This is a genomic window from Thiohalocapsa halophila (assembly GCF_016583825.1).
Classification (GTDB): Bacteria; Pseudomonadota; Gammaproteobacteria; order Chromatiales; family Chromatiaceae; genus Thiohalocapsa; species Thiohalocapsa halophila.
This window is the reverse complement of record NZ_NRRV01000003.1, coordinates 14,967-33,925: the sequence shown is the minus strand read 5'-3', so window position 1 is coordinate 33,925 and position 18,959 is coordinate 14,967. Positions and strand designations below refer to the sequence as shown.

The 18,959-nt window shown below is 68.9% G+C and carries 18 protein-coding genes; 12 read left to right on the top strand and 6 right to left on the bottom strand.

The genetic code is table 11. The features are described from left to right. Window positions 1–55 precede the first annotated feature (55 nt). From atpA to glmS, 6 genes are all read left to right on the top strand, one after another. The gene (gene atpA / locus CKO31_RS02010; protein ID WP_200233582.1) at window positions 56–1,597 is read left to right on the top strand and encodes a F0F1 ATP synthase subunit alpha; all 1,542 of its coding nucleotides are present in this window, start codon (window positions 56–58) and stop codon (window positions 1,595–1,597) included. A 208-nt stretch (window positions 1,598–1,805) separates the two neighbouring features. Continuing rightward, window positions 1,806–2,669: a F0F1 ATP synthase subunit gamma gene (gene atpG, locus CKO31_RS02005; protein WP_200233580.1), complete on the top strand. Its 864-nt coding sequence runs from the start codon at window positions 1,806–1,808 to the stop codon at window positions 2,667–2,669. Window positions 2,670–2,755: 86 nt separating this feature from the next. Further along, the gene (gene atpD / locus CKO31_RS02000) at window positions 2,756–4,132 is read left to right on the top strand and encodes a F0F1 ATP synthase subunit beta (protein WP_200233578.1); all 1,377 of its coding nucleotides are present in this window, start codon (window positions 2,756–2,758) and stop codon (window positions 4,130–4,132) included. 83 nt (window positions 4,133–4,215) lie between these two features. Beyond that, on the top strand, window positions 4,216–4,641 hold the full coding sequence (locus tag CKO31_RS01995) for a F0F1 ATP synthase subunit epsilon (RefSeq protein ID WP_200233576.1): 426 nt from the start codon (window positions 4,216–4,218) through the stop codon (window positions 4,639–4,641). A gap of 191 nt (window positions 4,642–4,832) precedes the next feature. Beyond that, the gene (gene glmU / locus CKO31_RS01990; RefSeq protein WP_200233575.1) at window positions 4,833–6,194 is read left to right on the top strand and encodes a bifunctional UDP-N-acetylglucosamine diphosphorylase/glucosamine-1-phosphate N-acetyltransferase GlmU; all 1,362 of its coding nucleotides are present in this window, start codon (window positions 4,833–4,835) and stop codon (window positions 6,192–6,194) included. 161 nt (window positions 6,195–6,355) lie between these two features. Further along, complete coding sequence (gene glmS, locus CKO31_RS01985) at window positions 6,356–8,188, top strand: glutamine--fructose-6-phosphate transaminase (isomerizing) (RefSeq protein WP_200233573.1); 1,833 nt, start codon at window positions 6,356–6,358, stop codon at window positions 8,186–8,188. Window positions 8,189–8,320: 132 nt separating this feature from the next. On the opposite strand, the gene CKO31_RS01980 is transcribed toward glmS, so the two are convergent. Further along, on the bottom strand, window positions 8,321–9,172 hold the full coding sequence (locus tag CKO31_RS01980) for a hypothetical protein (protein ID WP_200233571.1): 852 nt from the start codon (window positions 9,170–9,172) through the stop codon (window positions 8,321–8,323). Between the two features lie 305 nt (window positions 9,173–9,477). Between CKO31_RS01980 and CKO31_RS01975 the strand changes: the two genes are divergently transcribed. After that, complete coding sequence (locus tag CKO31_RS01975) at window positions 9,478–9,774, top strand: hypothetical protein (protein WP_200233569.1); 297 nt, start codon at window positions 9,478–9,480, stop codon at window positions 9,772–9,774. 29 nt (window positions 9,775–9,803) lie between these two features. Here CKO31_RS01975 and CKO31_RS01970 read toward each other — a convergent pair whose 3' ends face one another. Beyond that, window positions 9,804–10,607, bottom strand: coding sequence for a BON domain-containing protein (locus CKO31_RS01970; protein ID WP_200233567.1), 804 nt, complete (start codon window positions 10,605–10,607; stop codon window positions 9,804–9,806). 253 nt (window positions 10,608–10,860) lie between these two features. On the opposite strand from CKO31_RS01970, the gene CKO31_RS01965 reads away from it, so the two are divergent. Together CKO31_RS01965 and CKO31_RS01960 are read left to right on the top strand one after the other, a co-directional pair. Beyond that, on the top strand, window positions 10,861–12,090 hold the full coding sequence (locus tag CKO31_RS01965; RefSeq protein WP_200233565.1) for a hypothetical protein: 1,230 nt from the start codon (window positions 10,861–10,863) through the stop codon (window positions 12,088–12,090). Between the two features lie 15 nt (window positions 12,091–12,105). Beyond that, window positions 12,106–12,921 carry a mechanosensitive ion channel family protein gene (locus tag CKO31_RS01960; RefSeq protein WP_322789073.1) on the top strand — a complete coding sequence of 272 codons (816 nt, stop codon included), beginning with the start codon at window positions 12,106–12,108 and terminating at the stop codon, window positions 12,919–12,921. A gap of 135 nt (window positions 12,922–13,056) precedes the next feature. Here CKO31_RS01960 and CKO31_RS01955 read toward each other — a convergent pair whose 3' ends face one another. Both CKO31_RS01955 and CKO31_RS01950 read right to left on the bottom strand, forming a co-directional pair. Then, window positions 13,057–13,428 carry an autotransporter domain-containing protein gene (locus CKO31_RS01955; RefSeq protein WP_200233557.1) on the bottom strand — a complete coding sequence of 124 codons (372 nt, stop codon included), beginning with the start codon at window positions 13,426–13,428 and terminating at the stop codon, window positions 13,057–13,059. Then, window positions 13,385–13,711, bottom strand: coding sequence for an autotransporter domain-containing protein (locus tag CKO31_RS01950; protein ID WP_200233554.1), 327 nt, complete (start codon window positions 13,709–13,711; stop codon window positions 13,385–13,387). Before CKO31_RS01950 ends, CKO31_RS01955 begins: the two co-directional genes overlap by 44 nt. Window positions 13,712–13,809: 98 nt before the next feature. On the opposite strand from CKO31_RS01950, the gene CKO31_RS01945 reads away from it, so the two are divergent. Continuing rightward, window positions 13,810–14,397 carry a hypothetical protein gene (locus tag CKO31_RS01945; protein ID WP_200233552.1) on the top strand — a complete coding sequence of 196 codons (588 nt, stop codon included), beginning with the start codon at window positions 13,810–13,812 and terminating at the stop codon, window positions 14,395–14,397. Between the two features lie 26 nt (window positions 14,398–14,423). Here the strand turns inward: CKO31_RS01945 and CKO31_RS01940 are convergent, their stop codons facing one another. Then, window positions 14,424–14,945, bottom strand: coding sequence for a hypothetical protein (locus CKO31_RS01940; RefSeq protein ID WP_200233550.1), 522 nt, complete (start codon window positions 14,943–14,945; stop codon window positions 14,424–14,426). A 400-nt stretch (window positions 14,946–15,345) separates the two neighbouring features. On the opposite strand from CKO31_RS01940, the gene CKO31_RS01935 reads away from it, so the two are divergent. After that, window positions 15,346–16,383, top strand: coding sequence for a type IV pilus twitching motility protein PilT (locus CKO31_RS01935; RefSeq protein ID WP_200233548.1), 1,038 nt, complete (start codon window positions 15,346–15,348; stop codon window positions 16,381–16,383). 65 nt (window positions 16,384–16,448) lie between these two features. Continuing rightward, the gene (locus CKO31_RS01930) at window positions 16,449–17,693 is read left to right on the top strand and encodes a PilT/PilU family type 4a pilus ATPase (RefSeq protein ID WP_200233546.1); all 1,245 of its coding nucleotides are present in this window, start codon (window positions 16,449–16,451) and stop codon (window positions 17,691–17,693) included. Window positions 17,694–18,243: 550 nt separating this feature from the next. Here CKO31_RS01930 and rbp read toward each other — a convergent pair. Beyond that, a complete protein-coding gene (rbp, locus tag CKO31_RS01925; RefSeq protein ID WP_200233544.1) occupies window positions 18,244–18,531 on the bottom strand; it encodes an RNA-binding regulator in 288 nt (95 codons plus the stop codon). Window positions 18,532–18,959: the final 428 nt, after the last annotated feature.

Here is an 18,959-nt window from a genome sequence, read left to right as displayed (position 1 = left end):
AAGTCCAGCGCTCGGCGACGGGCGCTCATCGGCAGCCCTTCATCGGAGCATCCCCATGCAACTGAATCCCTCCGAAATCAGCGACCTGATTAAACAGAAGATCGAGCAGTTCGATCTCAAGACCGAGGCGCGCGCCGAAGGCACCATCGTCAGCCTCACCGACGGCATCGTGCGCATCTACGGCCTCTCGGATGCCCAGTACTACGAGATGCTGGAGTTTCCGAACAACATCTACGGCCTGGCCCTGAACCTGGAGCGCGACTCCGTCGGCGCCGTGGTGCTCGGCGACTACACCAGCCTGTCCGAGGGCGACTGGGTGCGCTGCACCGGACGCGTGCTGGAGGTGCCGGTGGGCGACGGCCTGCTCGGCCGCGTGGTGGACTCTCTCGGTCAGCCCGTGGACGGCAAGGGACCGGTGCAGGGGGATGGCACCTCCGCCATCGAGAAGATCGCGCCCGGCGTCATCGCCCGTCAGTCCGTGGACCAGCCGATGCAGTCGGGCATCAAGGCCATCGACGCCATGGTGCCCGTCGGCCGCGGCCAGCGCGAGCTCATCATCGGCGACCGCCAGACCGGCAAGACCGCGGTGGCCATCGACGCCATCATCAACCAGAAGGGCACCGGCGTTAAGTGCATCTACGTCGCGGTCGGCCAGAAGAACAGCTCGGTGGCGGGCGTGCAGCGCAAGCTCGAAGAGCACGGCGCCATGGAGCACACCATCATCGTCCACGCCGGCGCCTCGGACTCGGCTGCCATGCAGTTCATCGCCCCCTACGCCGGCTGCGCCATGGGCGAGTACTTCCGCGACAAGGGCGAGGACGCGCTGATCGTCTACGATGACCTCACCAAGCAGGCCTGGGCTTACCGCCAGGTGTCGCTGCTGCTGCGCCGCCCGCCGGGCCGCGAGGCCTACCCCGGCGACGTCTTCTATCTGCACTCCCGGCTGCTGGAGCGCGCCGCGCGCATCAGCGCCCACGAGGTTGAGAAGCTCACCAACGGCAATGTCAAGGGCAAGACCGGCTCGCTGACGGCGCTGCCCATCATCGAGACCCAGGCCGGTGACGTCTCCGCCTTCGTGCCGACCAACGTCATCTCCATCACCGACGGCCAGATCTTCCTGGAGAGCGACCTGTTCAACGCCGGCATCCGCCCCGCCATCAACGCGGGTCTGTCGGTGTCGCGCGTCGGCGGCTCGGCCCAGACCAAGATCATCAAGAAGCTCGGCGGCGGTATCCGCCTGGCGCTGGCCCAGTACCGCGAGCTGGCGGCCTTCTCGCAGTTCGCCTCCGACCTGGACGAGGCCACCCGCAAGCAGCTCGAGCGCGGCGAGCGCGTCACCGAGCTCATGAAGCAGATGCAGTATCAGCCCATGAGCGTCGCGCAGATGGCCGCCTCGCTGTTCGCCGTCAACGAGGGCTACCTCGACGACGTGGAGGTCAAGAAGGTCGTCGACTTCGAGCGCGCCCTGCAGAGCTACATGGCCTCGGCGCACAAGGAGCTGCTGGACAAGATCAACACCTCCGGCGACTACAGCGACGACATCAAGGAAGCGCTGCACGCCGCGCTGAAGGACTTCAAGGCCAACAATACTTGGTAAGTGCCTCGCAGGAGCCCTCGCATGGCGCTCCTGGCAGGCTGCTGCCTGCACTGGCGCAAATCGCGAGCAGGGCGGAGGGCTGAGGGCCAAGGGCGCGGCCACGGAAAACCTCAGCCCTCCGCCCTCAGCCCTGACAAGCGTGCCGCTGTCGTGCCCCCCGGCATCGTGAGCGCACAGACGCAGCTTAGAACACAGATCGGAGCCCTCCATGGCAGGCGCCAAAGAAATCCGCACCAAGATCTCGAGCATCAAGAGCACGCAAAAGATCACCAAGGCCATGGAGATGGTCGCGACCTCCAAGATGCGCAAAGCGCAGGAGCGCATGCGTGCCTCGCGCCCCTACGCCGAGAAGATGCTCCAGGTCATTCGCCACTTGGCTAAGGCGTCGCCGGAATACCACCACAGCTTTCTCGCCACCGAGCGAGAAGTGAAGCGGGTGGGCTACATCGTCGTGTCCTCCGACCGCGGGCTCTGCGGCGGCCTCAATGCCAATTTGTTCCGCAAGCTGGTGGGTGAGATCCGGGTGCACCAGGAGACCGGCGTCGACGCCCTGTTCTGCACCATCGGCAACAAGGCGCTCGGGTTCTTCAGGCGCTTCGGCGGCCGGGTGGAGGCGCAGGTCACCCATCTCGGCGACACGCCCCACATCGAAGATCTCATCGGCACTGTTAAGGTGATGCTGAGCGCCTTCGAGCAGGGCGAGATCGATGCCATCTACATCGCCTACAACGAATTCGTGAACACCATGACCCAGCAGCCGATCATCCGGCAGCTGGTGCCCATCCAGGCCGACGACGACGGCCCCACGGGCCCGATCTGGGACTACCTCTACGAGCCCGACGCCCGCCTGGTGCTGGACAACCTGCTCACGCGCTACATCGAATCCCTGGTCTACCAGGCCGTGGTCGAGAACGGTGCCTCGGAGCAGGCCGCCCGGCGCGTGGCCATGAAGGCCGCCACCGACAACGCTGGCGGCCTCATCGACGAGCTTCAGCTGGTCTACAACAAGGCCCGCCAGGCGGCGATTACGCAGGAGCTCTCCGAGATCGTCAGCGGTGCCGCTGCGGTGTAGCAGCGCAGCCGGACCGACCGAATTCCCCATCCGACAAATCGATCCGTTGCGCGCTTGCGCGCGCAGCAGCAGACGAGGAAAACACTATGAGCTCCGGTAAGGTCGTGGAAATCATCGGCGCCGTCGTCGATGTCCAATTCCCCCGCGGCGAGATGCCAAAGGTCTATGACGCACTGATGATCGACCAGAACGGTCTGACACTGGAAGTCGAGCAACAGCTCGGCGACGGTGTTGTGCGCACCATCGCCATGGGCTCCACCGACGGGCTTCAGCGTGGCGTCGAGGTCACCAGCACCGGCAAGCCCATCAGCGTGCCGGTGGGCCAGCCGACCCTCGGGCGCATCATGGACGTGCTCGGGCGCCCCATCGACGAGAAGGGCGACGTCGGCGCCGAGGAGCACTGGTCCATCCACCGCAAGCCGCCGACCTTCGAGGAGCAGTCCGGTGCCACCGAGGTGCTGGAGACCGGCATCAAGGTCATCGACCTCATCATGCCCATCTCCAAGGGCGGCAAAGTCGGGCTGTTCGGCGGCGCCGGCGTGGGCAAGACCGTCACCCTGATGGAGCTGATCCGCAACATCGGTGTCGAGCACTCGGGCTACTCGGTGTTCGCCGGCGTCGGCGAGCGCACCCGTGAGGGCAACGACTTCTACCACGAGATGACCGAGTCCAACGTGTTGGACAAGGTCGCCCTGGTCTACGGTCAGATGAACGAGCCCCCCGGCAACCGCCTGCGCGTGGCGCTGACCGGCCTCACCATGGCCGAGTTCTTCCGCGACGAAGGCCGTGACGTGCTGATGTTCATCGACAACATCTACCGTTACACCCTCGCCGGCACCGAGGTCTCGGCGCTGCTGGGCCGCATGCCCTCCGCCGTGGGCTACCAGCCCACCCTGGCCTCGGAGATGGGCGCCCTGCAGGAGCGCATCACCTCCACCAGCACCGGCTCCATCACCTCCTTCCAGGCCGTGTACGTGCCGGCGGACGACCTCACCGACCCGTCCCCGGCGACGACCTTCGCGCACTTGGACGCCACCCTGGTGCTCTCGCGCCAGATCGCCGAGCTCGGCATCTACCCGGCCGTGGACCCGCTGGACTCCACCAGCCGCATCCTGGACCCGAATGTCGTCGGCCAGGAGCACTACGACACCGCCCGCGCGGTGCAGGGCACGCTGCAGCGCTACAAGGAGCTCAAGGACATCATCGCCATCCTCGGCATGGACGAGCTCTCCGACGAGGACAAGATGATCGTCGCCCGGGCGCGCAAGATTCAGCGCTTCCTGTCGCAGCCCTTCTTCGTGGCGGAGGTCTTCACCGGCTCGCCCGGCAAGTACGTATCGCTGAAGGACACCATCGCCGGCTTCCAGGCCATCGTCGACGGCGAGCACGACGCGCTGCCGGAGCAGGCCTTCTACATGGTGGGCTCCATCGACGAGGCGGTCGAGAAGGCGCAGAAGATGTAAACCGGCCCCGGGCAGGGCTGCCGGCGGCATCAGCCGCGGCCCCGCCCGCTGTCCGCTCGCAGAGATCATCGGAGCCCGCCAACATGGCAATGCAGATTCACGTGGACATCGTCAGCGCCGAAGGAGCCATCCACTCCGGCAGCGCGACCATGCTCTACGCCCCCGGGGAGATGGGCGAGCTCGGCATCGCCGCCCGCCACGCCCCGCTGATCACCCGGCTCAAGCCCGGCGATGTCCGGGTCGAGGACGAGCACGGGGAGATGGAGCACTTCTACGTCTCCGGCGGTATGCTCGAGGTGCAGCCGGACGTCATCACCGTGCTCGCCGACACCGCCATCCGTGCCGAGAACATCGACGAGGCCAAGGCCCTGGAGGCTAAGCGCCGTGCCGAGGACACCCTCGCCGGCCAGACCGCGGAGTTCGAGTACGCCAAGGCACAGGCCGAGCTCGCCGAGGCCATCGCGCAGCTGCGCGCCATCGAGAAGCTGCGCAAGATGCGGGGCAGCTGACGCGCCGCCCGCTCTTTGGCGGTGTCGCGTCGCCGGCGTTTATCCTTGCGCGCTCGAAGGCTTTTGAGCGGACGCGCGTTGAGCTATTCTCGGCGCTGTTGAGTAAGCCCAACATTGCCCATGTCCGCTCGCGCCTTCGCCGGTAAGCTCATCTCCGTCACTGACGGCATTCTCGATAAGGTTCCCGCGCCATGACACTCGGTGTCGTCATCCTCGCCGCCGGCAAGGGCACCCGTATGCGCTCGGCGCTGCCCAAGGTGCTCCATCCCCTCGCCGGTCGGCCGCTGCTGCGCCACGTGCTCGACGCCGCCGAGGCCGTCGGTGCCGCCCGCATCTGCGTGGTCTACGGCCACGGCGGCGAGCTGGTGCCCCAAGCCCTGGCCGATGCCGACTGCACCTTTGTGGAGCAGGCCGAGCGCCTCGGCACCGGTCATGCCGTGCAGCAGGCCCTCCCGGCCATGGCGGACGTGGACCGCGTCCTAGTGCTATACGGCGATGTCCCGCTCATCGAGGCGGAGACGCTGAACCGCCTCATCGCCGACAGCGGCGAGACCGCGCTGGGCCTGCTCACCATGACCCTGGCCGATCCCAGCGGCTACGGGCGCATCGTTCGAGACGACACCGGGCGGGTGCAGCGCATCGTCGAGCAGAAGGACGCCAGCGCGGCCGAGCGTGCCATCACCGAGGTCAACACCGGGATCATCACCGCCGAGCGCGAGCGCCTTGCGCAGTGGCTCGGGCGCGTCGACAACGACAACGTTCAGCGCGAGTACTACCTCACCGATGTCATCGGACTCGCCGCCGCCGACGGCGTCGAGGTGGTGACCGCCCAGCCCGAGACCCTGGAAGAAGTCGCCGGTGTCAACGACCGCCTTCAGCTGGCGGAGCTGGAGCGCTACCATCAGCGCCGCACCGCCGAGTGCCTGATGCGCCGCGGCACCAGCATCGCGGACCCGGCGCGCATCGACATCCGCGGCCGGCTGGAATGCGAGCGCGATGTGGTGCTGGATATCAACCTGATCTGCGAGGGCGAGGTGCGCATCGGCGCCGGCGCGCACATCGGGCCGAACTGCCTGCTCAAAGACTGCGACATCGGCCCGAGCGCGGAGGTGCTGGCCAACAGCGTCATCGAGGGCGCGCACGTAGGCGCCGGTGCCCGCATCGGTCCCTTCGCACGGCTGCGGCCCGCTGCCGACATCGGCCGCGACTGCCACATCGGCAACTTCGTGGAGGTCAAGAAGGCGCAGATCGCCGCGGGCAGCAAGGTCAATCACCTGAGCTACATCGGCGATGCCGTGATCGGCAGCGGCGTCAATGTCGGCGCCGGCACCATCACCTGTAACTACGACGGCGCCAACAAGCACCGCACCGTCATCGACGATGGCGCCTTCATCGGCTCCAACACCGCGCTGGTGGCCCCCGTGGCCGTGGGCGCCGGCGCCACCATCGGCGCCGGCTCCGTGGTCAGCCGCGACGCCCCCGCCGAGCAGCTCACCGTGTGCCGGGCCAAGCAGGTGACCATCGAAGGGTGGGAGCGGCCGCGGAAGAAGTAACGAGTAGCGAGTGGCGAGTGGCGAGTGGCGAGCATCGAGGGCCTTCGTTCGCCGTGTGGGCCTTTGTCTGGCTTTCGGCTAGCCCCTAGCCCCTCGATACTCGTAACTCGCCACTCGTAACTCGAAACTCTCCCCTAAACACCCAAAGAGACCTTCGCCTTATGTGCGGCATCGTCGGCGCCATCGCGCAGCGGCCGGTCGCGGCCATTCTGTTGGAGGGCTTGAAGCGCCTGGAATATCGCGGCTACGACTCCGCCGGCCTCGCCGTGCTGAGCACCGAGCGCGGCATGCATCGCCTGCGCACCCTCGGCAAGGTCTCCAAGCTCGCCGAGGCCGTCGCCGCCGAGCCCATGCCCGGCAGCATCGGCATCGCCCATACCCGCTGGGCCACCCACGGCGAGCCCTCCACGGAGAACGCCCATCCGCACCTCTCCGGTGAGCGCTGCGCCATCGTCCACAACGGCATCATCGAGAACCATGCCACGCTGCGCGCCGAGCAGCTCGCCGCCGGCCACACCTTCACGTCGCAGACCGATACCGAGGTCGTCGTCCACGCCGTCTACGACGCGCTCGCCGCCGGCCACGGACTCACCGACGCCGTGCGCCGGACCACGGCGCGACTGGACGGTGCCTATGCCCTGGGCGTCATCGACGCCGAAGACCCGAGCCAGCTGATCGCCGCCCGCCAGGGCAGCCCGCTGGTCATCGGCGTCGGCTTTCAGGAGCACTTCATCGCCTCCGATGTCTTCGCCCTGCTGCCGGTTACCAACCGCTTCATCTTCCTGGAGGAAGGGGATCTCGCGGAGCTGCGCCTCGACGGCGTCACCATTTGGGACCGCGACGGCCGCGTGGTGGAGCGCCCGGTGCGCGAGTCCTCCGTTGCCGCGGACTCCGCCGAGCGCGGCGAGTACCGCCACTTCATGCAGAAGGAGATCTTCGAGCAGCCGCGCGCCATCGCCGACACCCTGGAAGGCCGGCTCGCCGCCGAGCATGTGCTGCCCGAGGCCTTCGGCCCGGAGGCCGAGGCCGTGCTGGCGCGGGTGGAGGCCGTGACCATCGTCGCCTGCGGCACCAGCTATCACGCCGGGCTCGTCGCCAAGTACTGGATCGAGGCCCTCGCCGACCTGCCCTGCCGGGTGGAGGTGGCCAGCGAGTACCGCTACCGCAAGCACGTGGTGCCGGCGAATGCGCTGTTCGTCACCATCTCCCAGTCAGGGGAGACCGCCGATAGCCTGGCGGCGCTGCGCATTGCCAAGGACAGCGGCTATGCCAAAACGCTGGCCATCTGCAATGTGCCGGAAAGCTCGTTGGTGCGCGAATCCGACCTGGTGCTGCTGACCCATGCCGGCCCGGAGATCGGCGTCGCCTCCACCAAGGCCTTCACCACCCAGTTGGTGGCGCTGCTGCTGCTCACCGTCAACCTCGCCCGCACCCGCGGCATGGACGCGGCGGCCGAGGCCCACGCCGTCGGGCTGCTGCGCGGGCTGTCCAGTCAGCTCGAAGAGGTGCTGGCCATCGACCCGCAGATCGCGGCCCTCGCCGAGCGCTTCGTCGAGAAGCACCACTGCCTGTTCCTTGGTCGCGGCGAGGAATATCCCATCGCGATGGAAGGCGCGCTCAAGCTCAAGGAGATCTCCTACATCCACGCCGAGGCCTATCCCGCCGGCGAGCTCAAGCACGGCCCGCTGGCTCTCATCGACGAGGACATGCCCGTGGTGGCCGTGGCGCCGAACAACGCCCTACTGGAGAAGCTCAAGTCCAACCTGGAAGAGGTCCGCGCGCGCGGCGGCCAGCTGTTCGTGTTCGCCGACACCCAGGTCCCCATGCAGGAGGAGCCCGGCATCACCGTCATCCGCCTGCCGGAGACCGATGACCTCATCGACCCCCTGGTCTTCACCATCCCCCTCCAGCTCCTCGCCTACCACGTGGCCACCCTCAAGGGCACCGACGTGGACCAGCCGCGCAACCTCGCCAAGTCCGTCACTGTCGAGTAGCGCCGTCTGCGCCGGCGCACGAGCGCGCCGAGGCCGAGCGGGCGCGGGCCGACGCCGAACGAGAACGCGCCGATGACTGACCATCCGCGGCCGACAAGCCTTTGGCTTCCTGTCCAGCGCTGGCAACGCCGGTCAATCCCTGCCGCCGGCCTGCGACCGGCGCAGGCCGCGACTGAGCCGCCAGGCTGCCGCGGCGATCAGCGCCGCCCATAGCGGCAGCAGCGCGAGCAGGCCGGTGCTGCCCTGCCAGAGGGCGGCGGCCAGCGCCGTGCCTGCCGCCAGCAATTGCCCGGCCCGGACCCGCTGCACCGATAGCGGCTCGCCGGTGTCGTCGGCGACGCTCTGCAGCCCTGATTGCGCCTGGATCACGGGCAGGAAGGCCGCCGCCAGCACCAGGGCCACCAGCCCGGCGAGCAGCTCTGGCTGCGGCGCCGGGCCGTCCGGCATCAGCACGATCACCCCAGCGGCGGCGATGGCCCCGGCGCCGAGGCCGATGATCACTCGCCGCCGGCTCGGCGGCGAGATGATGCCGTCCACCAGCAGCGCCGCGCCGGCTGCGGCCAGGTACACCGGCTGACCAGGCAGCGCCACCACCAGGCCCAGCACCAGCAGCAGGCCGACGTCCAGCGCCGTGGCCGCCACACCCGTGGTGCGGTTCAGCACCCGCATGGCCAGCAGCACCAGAAAGAGCGCGCCGATATCCGGCAGTCCGGCCAGCGCCAGCCCCGGCAGCGTCAGCGCGGCCCCCGCCAGGGCGGCGGCGTCCTCGTCCGGGTCCAGCTCCCGGCCCAGGGCCCAGGCGAGAAAAAACGCCAATGCGGCCAGAGCCGCGGTGCCCAGGGCGCCGAGCCATTGGCCCGTGGCGATGCCGGCAATGAGCCAGACCGCCGCCAGCACCGCCGCACTGGCGCCGGCGATGCGGCGGTTGCTGGCATAGCCCGTGTCCACGGGACGGGCAAGCCCGGAGAAGCGTCGCAAGTCCATCAGTATTGCTCGTCGATCTGTGTTGTCCCATGGCCTTAAGGTCGAGCTGCATGCGCCGGACTTCCAGGGGCATCGGTGCCGTCGGGCAGGCCGCGGGTCGCACGTGAAACACATCCGCCGTCGCCTGAGTCCGGGCTGGTAGACGCATTGCAACATTTGTGCGCCGCCGCCGCCCCAGCGCGGCGGCCGTGGGTCCGGCTCCGGCGGGCGCCGGAGCGGGACGGCGCCGAAACCTGCCGGAGGCAGCATGTCCGACAAGGCCCCCGCCGCCGACGGCCCAGTTCGCGCTGCGCCAAGGACCGCAGGTGGCGCAGAACATCGCCCGGCAGGTAGGCGGCGAGCTCACCCGGCCCTTCGGCTACCACCCCAAGGGGCTCATGTCTGCCATCGGCCACAATCGGGCCGTGGCCCGCGTCTTTGGCTTGAACCTGTCGGGCTTCCTGCCCTGGCTGCTGTGGCGCGGCTTCTATCTGCTCTATATTCCCACGCTGGCGCGCAAGGTGCGGGTCTATCTGGAGTGGAACTGGGCTATGTTCTTCCCGCCGGACATTGCCCACCTGCGCTTTCGCCGCACCGGCGAGGATGCCGACTCGGGCCCTTGAGGTCGGGTCCGCACCCCGCTGGCGCCGGCTCAGCGCGGGCGCTCGATCACCAGCCGGGAATCCAGGTCGCGCACGCCGGGCACACTCGCGGCCAGGTCCTCCGCCACTTTGCGCTCCGCCGATGAGGTGACCGCGCCGCTCAGGATCGCCGTGCCGTCCCGGGCATCCACCTCGATGCTGTGGGCGTTGACCGTGGTGTCGAACTGCAGCAGCCGGCGTACTCGGCTCGCGATCCAGGCATCCGGGCGGTCCGCACGCTCCAGCTCGGCCTGAAGCTCGCGGATGGCCGGTATGTTGGCCGGGTCCACGCTGATGTAGTTGAACACCGCATCCACCCCCTCGGTGGTGGCGGCCAGGGTTGCGATGCGATCCTTGGTGGCGGTGGTACCCACTTCGCCGTTGAGCCGTACCTCGCCGCGGTTCACCTCCAGTTCGATGTCAAGGCCGGCCGTGTCCTGCTGCCAGCTCAGCGTCTGGCGCAGGCGCGCCGCGGTGGTCTGGTCTTCGTCCTCTTGGAACAGCGACCCGACTGCGTCCGGCAGGTCGGCGGCCACCGTCAGGGCGTTGTCGATCTCGGCGCCTTCGGCCACCAGGGCCGTCAGGGCTTCGGCGAGCCGCTGCTCGGCGGTGTCGGCCACGGTGCCCTCCAGGCGCAGCCCCGAATCGGCGGCCGCCACGCGGATATCGTGGCCGCTCAGGAGCGGATTGACGTCGATCAGGGTCTGGGCGCGGGCTTGGGCGTTGGTTTGGGCCGTTGCTGTGGCGGCGACGCTGCTGAGCAGCGACACCGCAGCGGCGGTGGCAGCGAGCCGGGCGAGTCTGGACTGCGGCATGGAAGACGCTCCTTCGATGCGTTGGTTGCTTTGGGCCGCGCGCTGGACTTGTCGCAGCTCGCCATGGCAGGCGCGGCGGGCGCTGAGATTCCGATGGTCGGCGAGTGCATCAAGGACCCGCCCGCAAGCTTGGTGCTGCCAACGGGCAAGTGCAACCCGCACGCGGCACGATGCGGGCTGCGCATGTTAGGCTCCCGCCCAGCGCCGCCGCTCCTGATCCGGCACACGCCGGCGCGCCGGATGTGTCGCCAGCATGACCAGACAAAAGCCAGATCCGAGCCCGCGCGACGCGCAAGACGAAGCCGCCCGCTGGGAGCTGGTTCCGCTCACCGACTACAGCCTGCCGCCAACGCCGGCCGCCAGTGCCGCCCGTGCGCGCTGGACGTCTCTGCGCCGGCTCTTCGCGCGCGGCAGTGAGCCCGCCGAGACGCCCGCCCGCGCGGAGGCCGATCTGCGCGGCCTACCCGAGCCCGTGCTCGACGCCCTGGTGGCGCCGGTGGATTGGTCCGGCCCCGCTGAGGCCCTGCAACAGCGGCGCGAGCAGGACGACGCCGCCGGCGCCCTGACCTGCGTCGTCGGCCCGCCGCGCAGCGGCCACGTCGCGCTGCTGCACCGCTGGGCCAGCGCTGCGGGGGCGCGGGTTCTCGAGCCGCCCGGCGCAGATGAGATCCTGGCGGGCGGGCGCACGTGGCTGGACGCCTGGCCGGAGGATGACCGCCCCTGGCTGCTGCCGCGCCTGGAGCACTGCTGGCTGCGCCACGCCGCCGGCCTGGCACTGGTGCGCGAGCTGCTGGAGCGGGTGCAGGCGGGGCGGCTCGGGCCCGGCGTCATCGGCTGCGACAGCTGGGCCTGGGCCTACCTGCGGCGGGTCGCGGCGCTGCCGACGCAGTGCGTGCTTACGCTCCAAGCCTTCGACGGCCCGGGGCTGGCCGCGCTGTTCCGGAATCTCCTAGCCCTCGACAATCCCCGCCCGGTGCAGTTTCGCAACGCGCAAACGGGCAAGCTGGTGCTCGCCGTCGACGGCGAGGACGACGGCGACGGCGGCGCCGAGCTCCAGCACCTCGCCGCCCGTGCCCGCGGCAATGCCGGTTTGGCCCGGCTGCTCTGGCGCCGCCGTCTGCGTGCCGAGCCGGACTCGGCGGAGGGTGCCGACGAGGCCGATGCCGCAACCGCGGACGACGAAGCCTCCGGCGCCACCATCTGGCTCGCGGCGCCGCCGACGGCGCCTGCGCTCACCGCGGATCTGGACGAAGCCGCCGCGCTGCTGCTGCACGCGCTGCTGCTGCACAACGGGCTGAGTGCGGCGCTCCTTGCCGAGCTGCTGCCGCTGCCGCCCTACCGCGTACAAATGCGCCTGCAGTGGCTCGCGGCCCTGGGCGCCGTTGTCGCCGGGGCGGATGGGCGCTGGCGCATCCACGCGGTGGCCTATAGCGCCGCCCGCGATCTGCTCCGGGCCCAGGGCTTTCTGCTCGACGACTTCTGAGCTATGGAGAAGGCTGTGGACCAGAACCTCTCGCGCCTGTTCGCGGACCTGGACACCGGCGTCCTGCTGGACCTCGGCATCATCCTGGCCGTCGCCGCCGTCCTGATCGTCAGCACCCAAAAGGCGCTGCCCTGGCTCGCCAACCGCTTGCGCGGGCGCCGGCGCTATCTGCTGCTGGCGCTGGTGCCCCTGCTGCGGCTCATCATCATTGTCGGCGCCTTCCTGTTCATGGTGCCGAAGATCATCGAGCCGTCCTTCCAGAACATGGTGGCGGTGCTGGGCTCCCTGGGCCTGGCGCTCGGCTTTGCGCTGAAGGATTACGCCAGCAGCCTCGTCGCCGGCATCGTCGCCATTGGTGAGGCCCCCTACCGCAACGGCGATTGGGTGGAGATCGACGGCATCTACGGCGAGGTCACGCATGTGGGCATGCGCGCCCTGAGCCTGGTTACCCCGGACGACAACCTGGTGACCATTCCGCACCTGAAGCTCTGGTCCGGCGCCATCAGCAACGCCAACAACGGCAGCCCGCAGCTCCAATGCACGGCGGACTTCCACCTGCACCCGGCGCACGACGCCGCAGGCGTGCTCGCCGCGCTGCAGGACGTAGCCCTCACGAGCCCTTACTTGGCGTTCGACCAGCCCATTGCGGTGGTTGCACAGGAACAGCCCTGGGGCACCCGTTATCGGCTGCGCGCCTATCCCATCGACGCCCGCCAGCAGTTTCGCTTTACCACGGATCTGACCGTGCGCGGCAAGGCCGAGCTGCGGCGCCTGGGCATCACCTTCGCCGCCAGCTCCACGGCACCGGACCCCGAGCCCACCGCAGGCTGAGTCCACCGCAGACTCAGACAGGACGACGCCGGTCCATCGAAGCCCGGCACGTGGGAGCGGCATCCCTGCCGCGACGCCCCGCCGCCGCTGCACCGGCAATCGGCAGGGCTCCCAGGCCGCTCGAACAAACGCGCGTTAGAAGCCCATTGCCAAGCTGATGCCGCCGCCGTAGGTCGTGGTGTTGGATGAAAAGCTGCCGAAGGCCTCGGCGCGCAGCGCCAGCGAGCCGCGGGTCAGCACGTCGAGCCGGGCGCTGACGTCGGCATGGGTGCGATCCAGGCTGGTGGCCGTGCGGAACGCGGGCACCTCGGCGCTACCGGTGGCGAAGCGGGCGTCCACCGTCGGGGTCGCATTGCCGATGAACTGAGTTACGCCCAGTGAGAGGTGTGGGCGCACCTGCACGCCGTCGGCGCCGACCCAGCGGCCGCCCAGCTCCACGGCCGGTTGTGCGAAGAAATAGGCGTCACTCGCATCGTCGATGCGAAGCCGAAACCGGCCACGGCGCACGCTCGATGTCGAAGCTGCCGTAGGCCAGGCTCAGGGCGCCCCCAAGCTCGGTGTCGCCCCAGCGGCGGGTCAGCGAAAGACCGCCCTGGAACTGGTCGCCCTCGCTGTTGGCGGCGCTGTCGTCGACGTCGAGATTCCGCCGCTCGTAGGCCAGCGCCCCGCCCAGCAGCCAGCCGGGCGCGACGGTGAGCCGGCCGCCGCCGGCGAGCTCCGTGGTGTCCGCGCCGAAGCCCAGATTGTCGGCGGTGGTGTCGCGGGTGAGCTCGCGGCGCTGAACATGCACCCAGCCGCAGGCCCTCGCCGTCCGGCACCAAGTTGTAGCCGGCCACGGCCGAGCGGGTCACCTGTGGGTCCGCGAGGGCGACTCCGCCGTCCGCGCTGATGACGCGCACCGATTGGGCCCGGCGCCGGCTGCCAAGGGTACGCCAGCACGATACGCACCTGTCCGCCCAGGGTCAGATCTCCGCCCACGTGCAGCCGGTCCGCTTGGTCGGACCGGCCGGCGCGCCGCGGGCTCAGGTCGATGGCGAGCACGCCGCTGCCTTGCTGCACCAGGTCCCCGGCGACCTCGGTGGCGCCCATGCGCCCGCTGCCGGCGACCGCGACGGTGCCATTGCCCTCGGGTCCTTCGCTCTGGGCGAAGATGCCCACCGAGCCGGCTCCGGTGGCGCTGATGCTGCCCTGCTGGCTGACCGTCACCCCGCCGCCGGTGCCCGAGTTGTCCGCGCCGGCCGCGCCGCCGCCGGCGAAGCTCTGGCCGCTCATGCCGCCGAAGCCGCCGCCGCCGATGGACTGGGCGACGATGCCGAAGGCCCGCTGCCCGGCGGTGTCGAGATCCGCGCCGAAGCTCAGCGTCACGCCGCCGCCATTGCACCCGTTGCCGCCGTCCCCGCCGAGCGCGTAGATCCCCGGTCGGCGATGCCGCCGGCCCCGCCGCCGCCGGCGTTGGTCTGGGCCAGCAGCCCTTAGGCGTGATCGCCGCCGGTGCTGTTGGCCTAGACGCCCGCGCCGCTGACCCCGCCGGCGGCGGTGAAGCCGCCGTTGTTGGTGATCTGGACGCTGTTGCCGTTGCCGCCGACGCCGCCGTGCTCGCTCGGCTCCTGACCGTCGCCGCCGCGGGAGAGGGCATACACCACCAACACCTCGTTGGCGGTGCCGGTGGCGCTCCAGCTGAGGGCGCCGTCGTTGACCAAGGTGATGTTGCCGGCCGAGCCGGCGGCACCGCTGTCGTCATCGCCCCAGCCGCCCTCGGTGTCGAGCTCGATGGGCTTTGCCGGGCCGCTGGCATCGTTGCTCAGGTCGGCGCTGCTGTAGACGTCGAAGGATGCGCCCGTGGCGCCGCTGTCGGGCTCGCTGATCTTAACGATGGTGTCGTTGCTGTAATCGCCGGCATAACAGGACCCGGCCGTGACGCCGCTGGGACAGGCTGACGACGGGACATCGGCGGGTGACAGGCTCGGCCAGAGGCTGCCCAGGAGGGCCACGGCCGATGGGAAAGGAAAACGCGAGCCGAGCATGAGAGGGTACCTCCTGGCTGTGGACATGGACGGCGCAGTGGTTGGCGCACGCTCGCCGGCTGCGGGCCGCAGCGGCCGAGCGCTGGGCCGCCCGGGCCCTGCAAGCGCAGCCGCCGCGCTGTCGTCAGGCGGGCCGCCGGCTCGGCCGCGGGGGCCGGTGCCGGCGCAGCCCAATATGGACCGCACTCCGATGGGGACGGAGCAGGCCGGTGCTGGCGGCGCATTGTCAGCGGCGCATCTTCCCACAAGCTCACACACTCTGTGTGGTAATGGGTCGGGAATGACCTGGTGCGTTCTTGGATGGACGCGGCGGCTTCGCGCTAAGCTTGAGTTTTGGCCGTCCGCGGGGGAAGCCTCACGCGGCGACGGTCGATCTGCCCGATGCCAACCGGGGGTCGCTGTGGACATCGCCGAACTGCTCGCCTTCAGTGTCAAGAACAAGGCCTCGGACCTGCATCTGTCCGCCGGCCTGCCGCCGATGATCCGCGTCGACGGCGACATGCGCCGTATCAACGTGCCGCCGCTGGAGCATCGCACGGTGCATGCGCTGATCTACGACATCATGAACGACAAGCAGCGCAAGGATTACGAGGAGTTCCTGGAGACGGACTTCTCGTTCGAGATCCCCGGCGTCGCGCGCTTTCGCGTGAACGCCTACAACCAAAAGCGCGGCGCCGCGTCGGTGTTTCGCACCATTCCGTCCAAGGTGCTGACGCTGGAGGAGCTGGACGCGCCGCAGATCTTCAGGGACATCGTGGATGTGCCGCGCGGCCTCGTGCTGGTGACGGGCCCCACCGGCTCCGGCAAGTCCACCACGCTGGCGGCGATGATGGACTACATGAACGACAACCACTACTCGCACATCCTCACCATCGAGGACCCCATCGAGTTCGTGCATACCAGCAAGAAGTGCCTGGTCAACCAGCGCGAGGTGCACCGGGACACCCTCGGCTTCAGCGAGGCGCTGCGCTCGGCGCTGCGTCAGGACCCGGACATCATCCTGGTGGGCGAGATGCGCGACCTGGAGACCATCCGGCTCGCGCTCACCGCCGCCGAGACCGGCCACTTGGTATTCGGCACCCTGCATACCAGCTCCGCCGCCAAGACCATCGACCGCATCGTCGACGTTTTCCCAGCCGCCGAAAAGACCATGGTCCGCTCCATGCTCTCGGAGTCCCTGCGCTCGGTGATTTCGCAGACCTTGCTCAAGAAGATCAGCGGCGGGCGTGTCGCCGCCCACGAGATCATGATCTGCAACCCCGCCATTCGGAACCTGATCCGCGAGGACAAGATCGCGCAGATGTACTCCGCCATTCAGACCGGCCAGGCCAGCGGCATGCAGACGCTGGATCAGAACCTGAAAGAGCTTGTGAAGCGCGGCCTCGTGACCAAAAAGGACGCCCGACTCAAGGCGCAGAGCAAAGAGACCTTCCTGTAGGCCCTGCTGCATCGGTCTGCTGACGCCGCCGCCATTGCCAACACCCAAGCGTCCGTCCGGCTGCCATGGACCTGAAGAATCTGCTCAACATGATGAACGACGAACGGGGCTCGGACCTGTTCCTCACCGCAGGCCGGCCGCCCAGCATCAAGATCGACGGCAGCATCCGGCCGGTGGGCCTGGAGACGCTCACGGCGGAGCAGACCATGCAGGCGGCGCAGGAGCTGATGACGAGCAAGCAGTTCGCGGAGTTCGAAGAGACCAACGAATGCCAGTTTGCCATCAACGCCCGCGGCGCCGGGCGCTTTCGGGTCAGCGCCTTCAAGCAGCGCAATCAGGCCGGCCTGGTGCTGCGGCGCATCGAGACGCGCATTCCCACCATCGAAGAGCTCCGTCTGCCGGGCATTCTGCGCGAGCTCGGCATGCAGGCGCGCGGCATCGTCATCTTCGTCGGCGGCACGGGCACGGGTAAGTCCACGTCGCTCGCGGCCCTCATCGGTTACCGCAACCGCATGACCACGGGGCACATCATCACCATCGAAGACCCCATCGAGTACATCCACGAGCACGACGGCTGCATCATTACCCAGCGCGAAGTCGGCGTGGACACCGCCTCCTTCGAGGTCGCCCTGCGCAACACCCTGCGCCAGGCGCCGGACGTCATTCTCATCGGCGAGATCCGCACCCGAGAGACCATGGAGTACGCCCTGTCGTTCGCCGAGACCGGGCACCTGGTGTTCGCCACGCTGCACGCCACCAACGCCTACCAGGCGCTGGACCGCATCATCAATTTCTTCCCGGACGAGTCACAGCGCCAGCTCTTTATGGACCTGTCCCTGAACCTGCGCGCCATCGTCGCGCAGCAGCTGCTGCCGCATAAGAGCGGGCGCGGGCGCCAAGCCGTCGTGGAGCTCCTGCTCAACACCCCGCTGGTGGCGGCTCTGATCCGCAAGGGCGAGGTGCACAAGCTCAGGGAGGTCATGGCCAACTCCAACGAGCTGGGCATGATCACCTTCGACCAGGCGCTGTTCCAGCTCCTGCAGGACGGCCAGATCAGCTACGAGGAGGCCCTCAAGCACGCGGACTCCGCCAACGAGCTGCGGCTCATGGTGAAGCTGAAGGGCTCCAAGGACCCCGCCCGCAGGCTCGCGGAGGCCGCCGACAAGATCACGCTGGTGGACGACAGGCCCGAGGAAGACAGCACCTTCATCCAAGACACCACCGAGGCGCCGCCGTCGGAAATTACCCAACCGGATAGCGACCAACAGCAGCCCGAGCCGCCATCGAAGGACCAGAAGCTGAAGCTCTGACGCCAGAGCGGCGCTGCGCACGCAGCCCAGTCCCTGGGAGCGGCATCCCTGCCGCGAAAACCCGTGAGCGCCCGATGCCGCAGTCGCGCCAAGGATGGCGCTCCCACAACCAGCAGGACCCGTGGGAGCGGCATCCTTGCCGCGACGACCCGAGAGAGCACTTCGCCCGCCAGTCGGGCCAAAGACGGCGAGTTTTCAGGGTCCGTCCGGGAATTCCGCGCCGGAGCGCCGCGAGTCGATGCCCGAGCGATCCTGGGTGGCCGTCGCAATCACTCGTGCGCCGCTCGCGGTTAACATCAAGCCCGCTGGACCAGCGCTGGAAGGCTCGCGAGGGTGCGTCAGGCACGAAAAAAGCCCGGCCCCGGGCGCCGACGCGATGTCGGTTGCCGGGGCCGGGCTGATTGCCCATCCAAGGGCCCGAGGCCGTGAGAAGCAGGGAGCCTGTAACCGGGATCAGTCCCGCGGCGGTCTCACCGATGCTGTCCGTGCTGTCTGCTCAAGGGTGTCTCGGGCTCTGGGCTCTGGGGCTCTAGGCTCAGGGGCTCAGGGCTCACCAGCGGCGCCCGCCGCCGCCACCGCCGCCGCGCGGGCGGTCGCTCTTCGGCTTGGCCTGGTTGACGGTGATATTGCGGCCCTGATAGTCGGTGCCGTTCAGCGCCTTGATGGCGGCGTCCGCCTCGGCGTTGTTGCCCATCTCGACGAAGCCGAAGCCCTTGGATTCACCGCTGAATTTGTCGGTGATCAGGTTGACCTGGTCAACGCTGCCGTACTGGGTGAAGGTCTCACGCAGATCGCTGTCGGTGACGCTGTAGGGGAGGTTGCCAACGTAGATGTTCATGGAAGTGTCTCGCGGAAAGTGATGCTTGGGGTGACGTTGCCGCAACTGCGTTGGCGCGTGCTCGTGGCCCGGCCGTTCAAGGGCCGAACGAACGCGCGCACCAGCGCAGGCGCGGACCGCTGCCGACGCCCCGCTCGGGTAGTGACGCGGGGTGCTGGTGGCGGCGCGAGGAGACAGGGAGCTACGGATCTCGGGGGGAGTATGCGGGCTGGGTTGCGATGGCGGCCTGACCCTGTTCGGGGTCGGGTGCCGGCAACCGGCCGGGCGGTCTCGTCGAAACTGGCAGATGCCTTACGCCGGGCAGCTTGGGGCCGCCGCGGCTTATCCTCACGGCGGACAATAGCAGGTTTGCGACCGCCGGGGAGGTTTTTTTTGCGGGCAGTGCCCGCGCGCCGCGGGCTCAGTGCAGGAGGCCGGGCTTCGCTGCC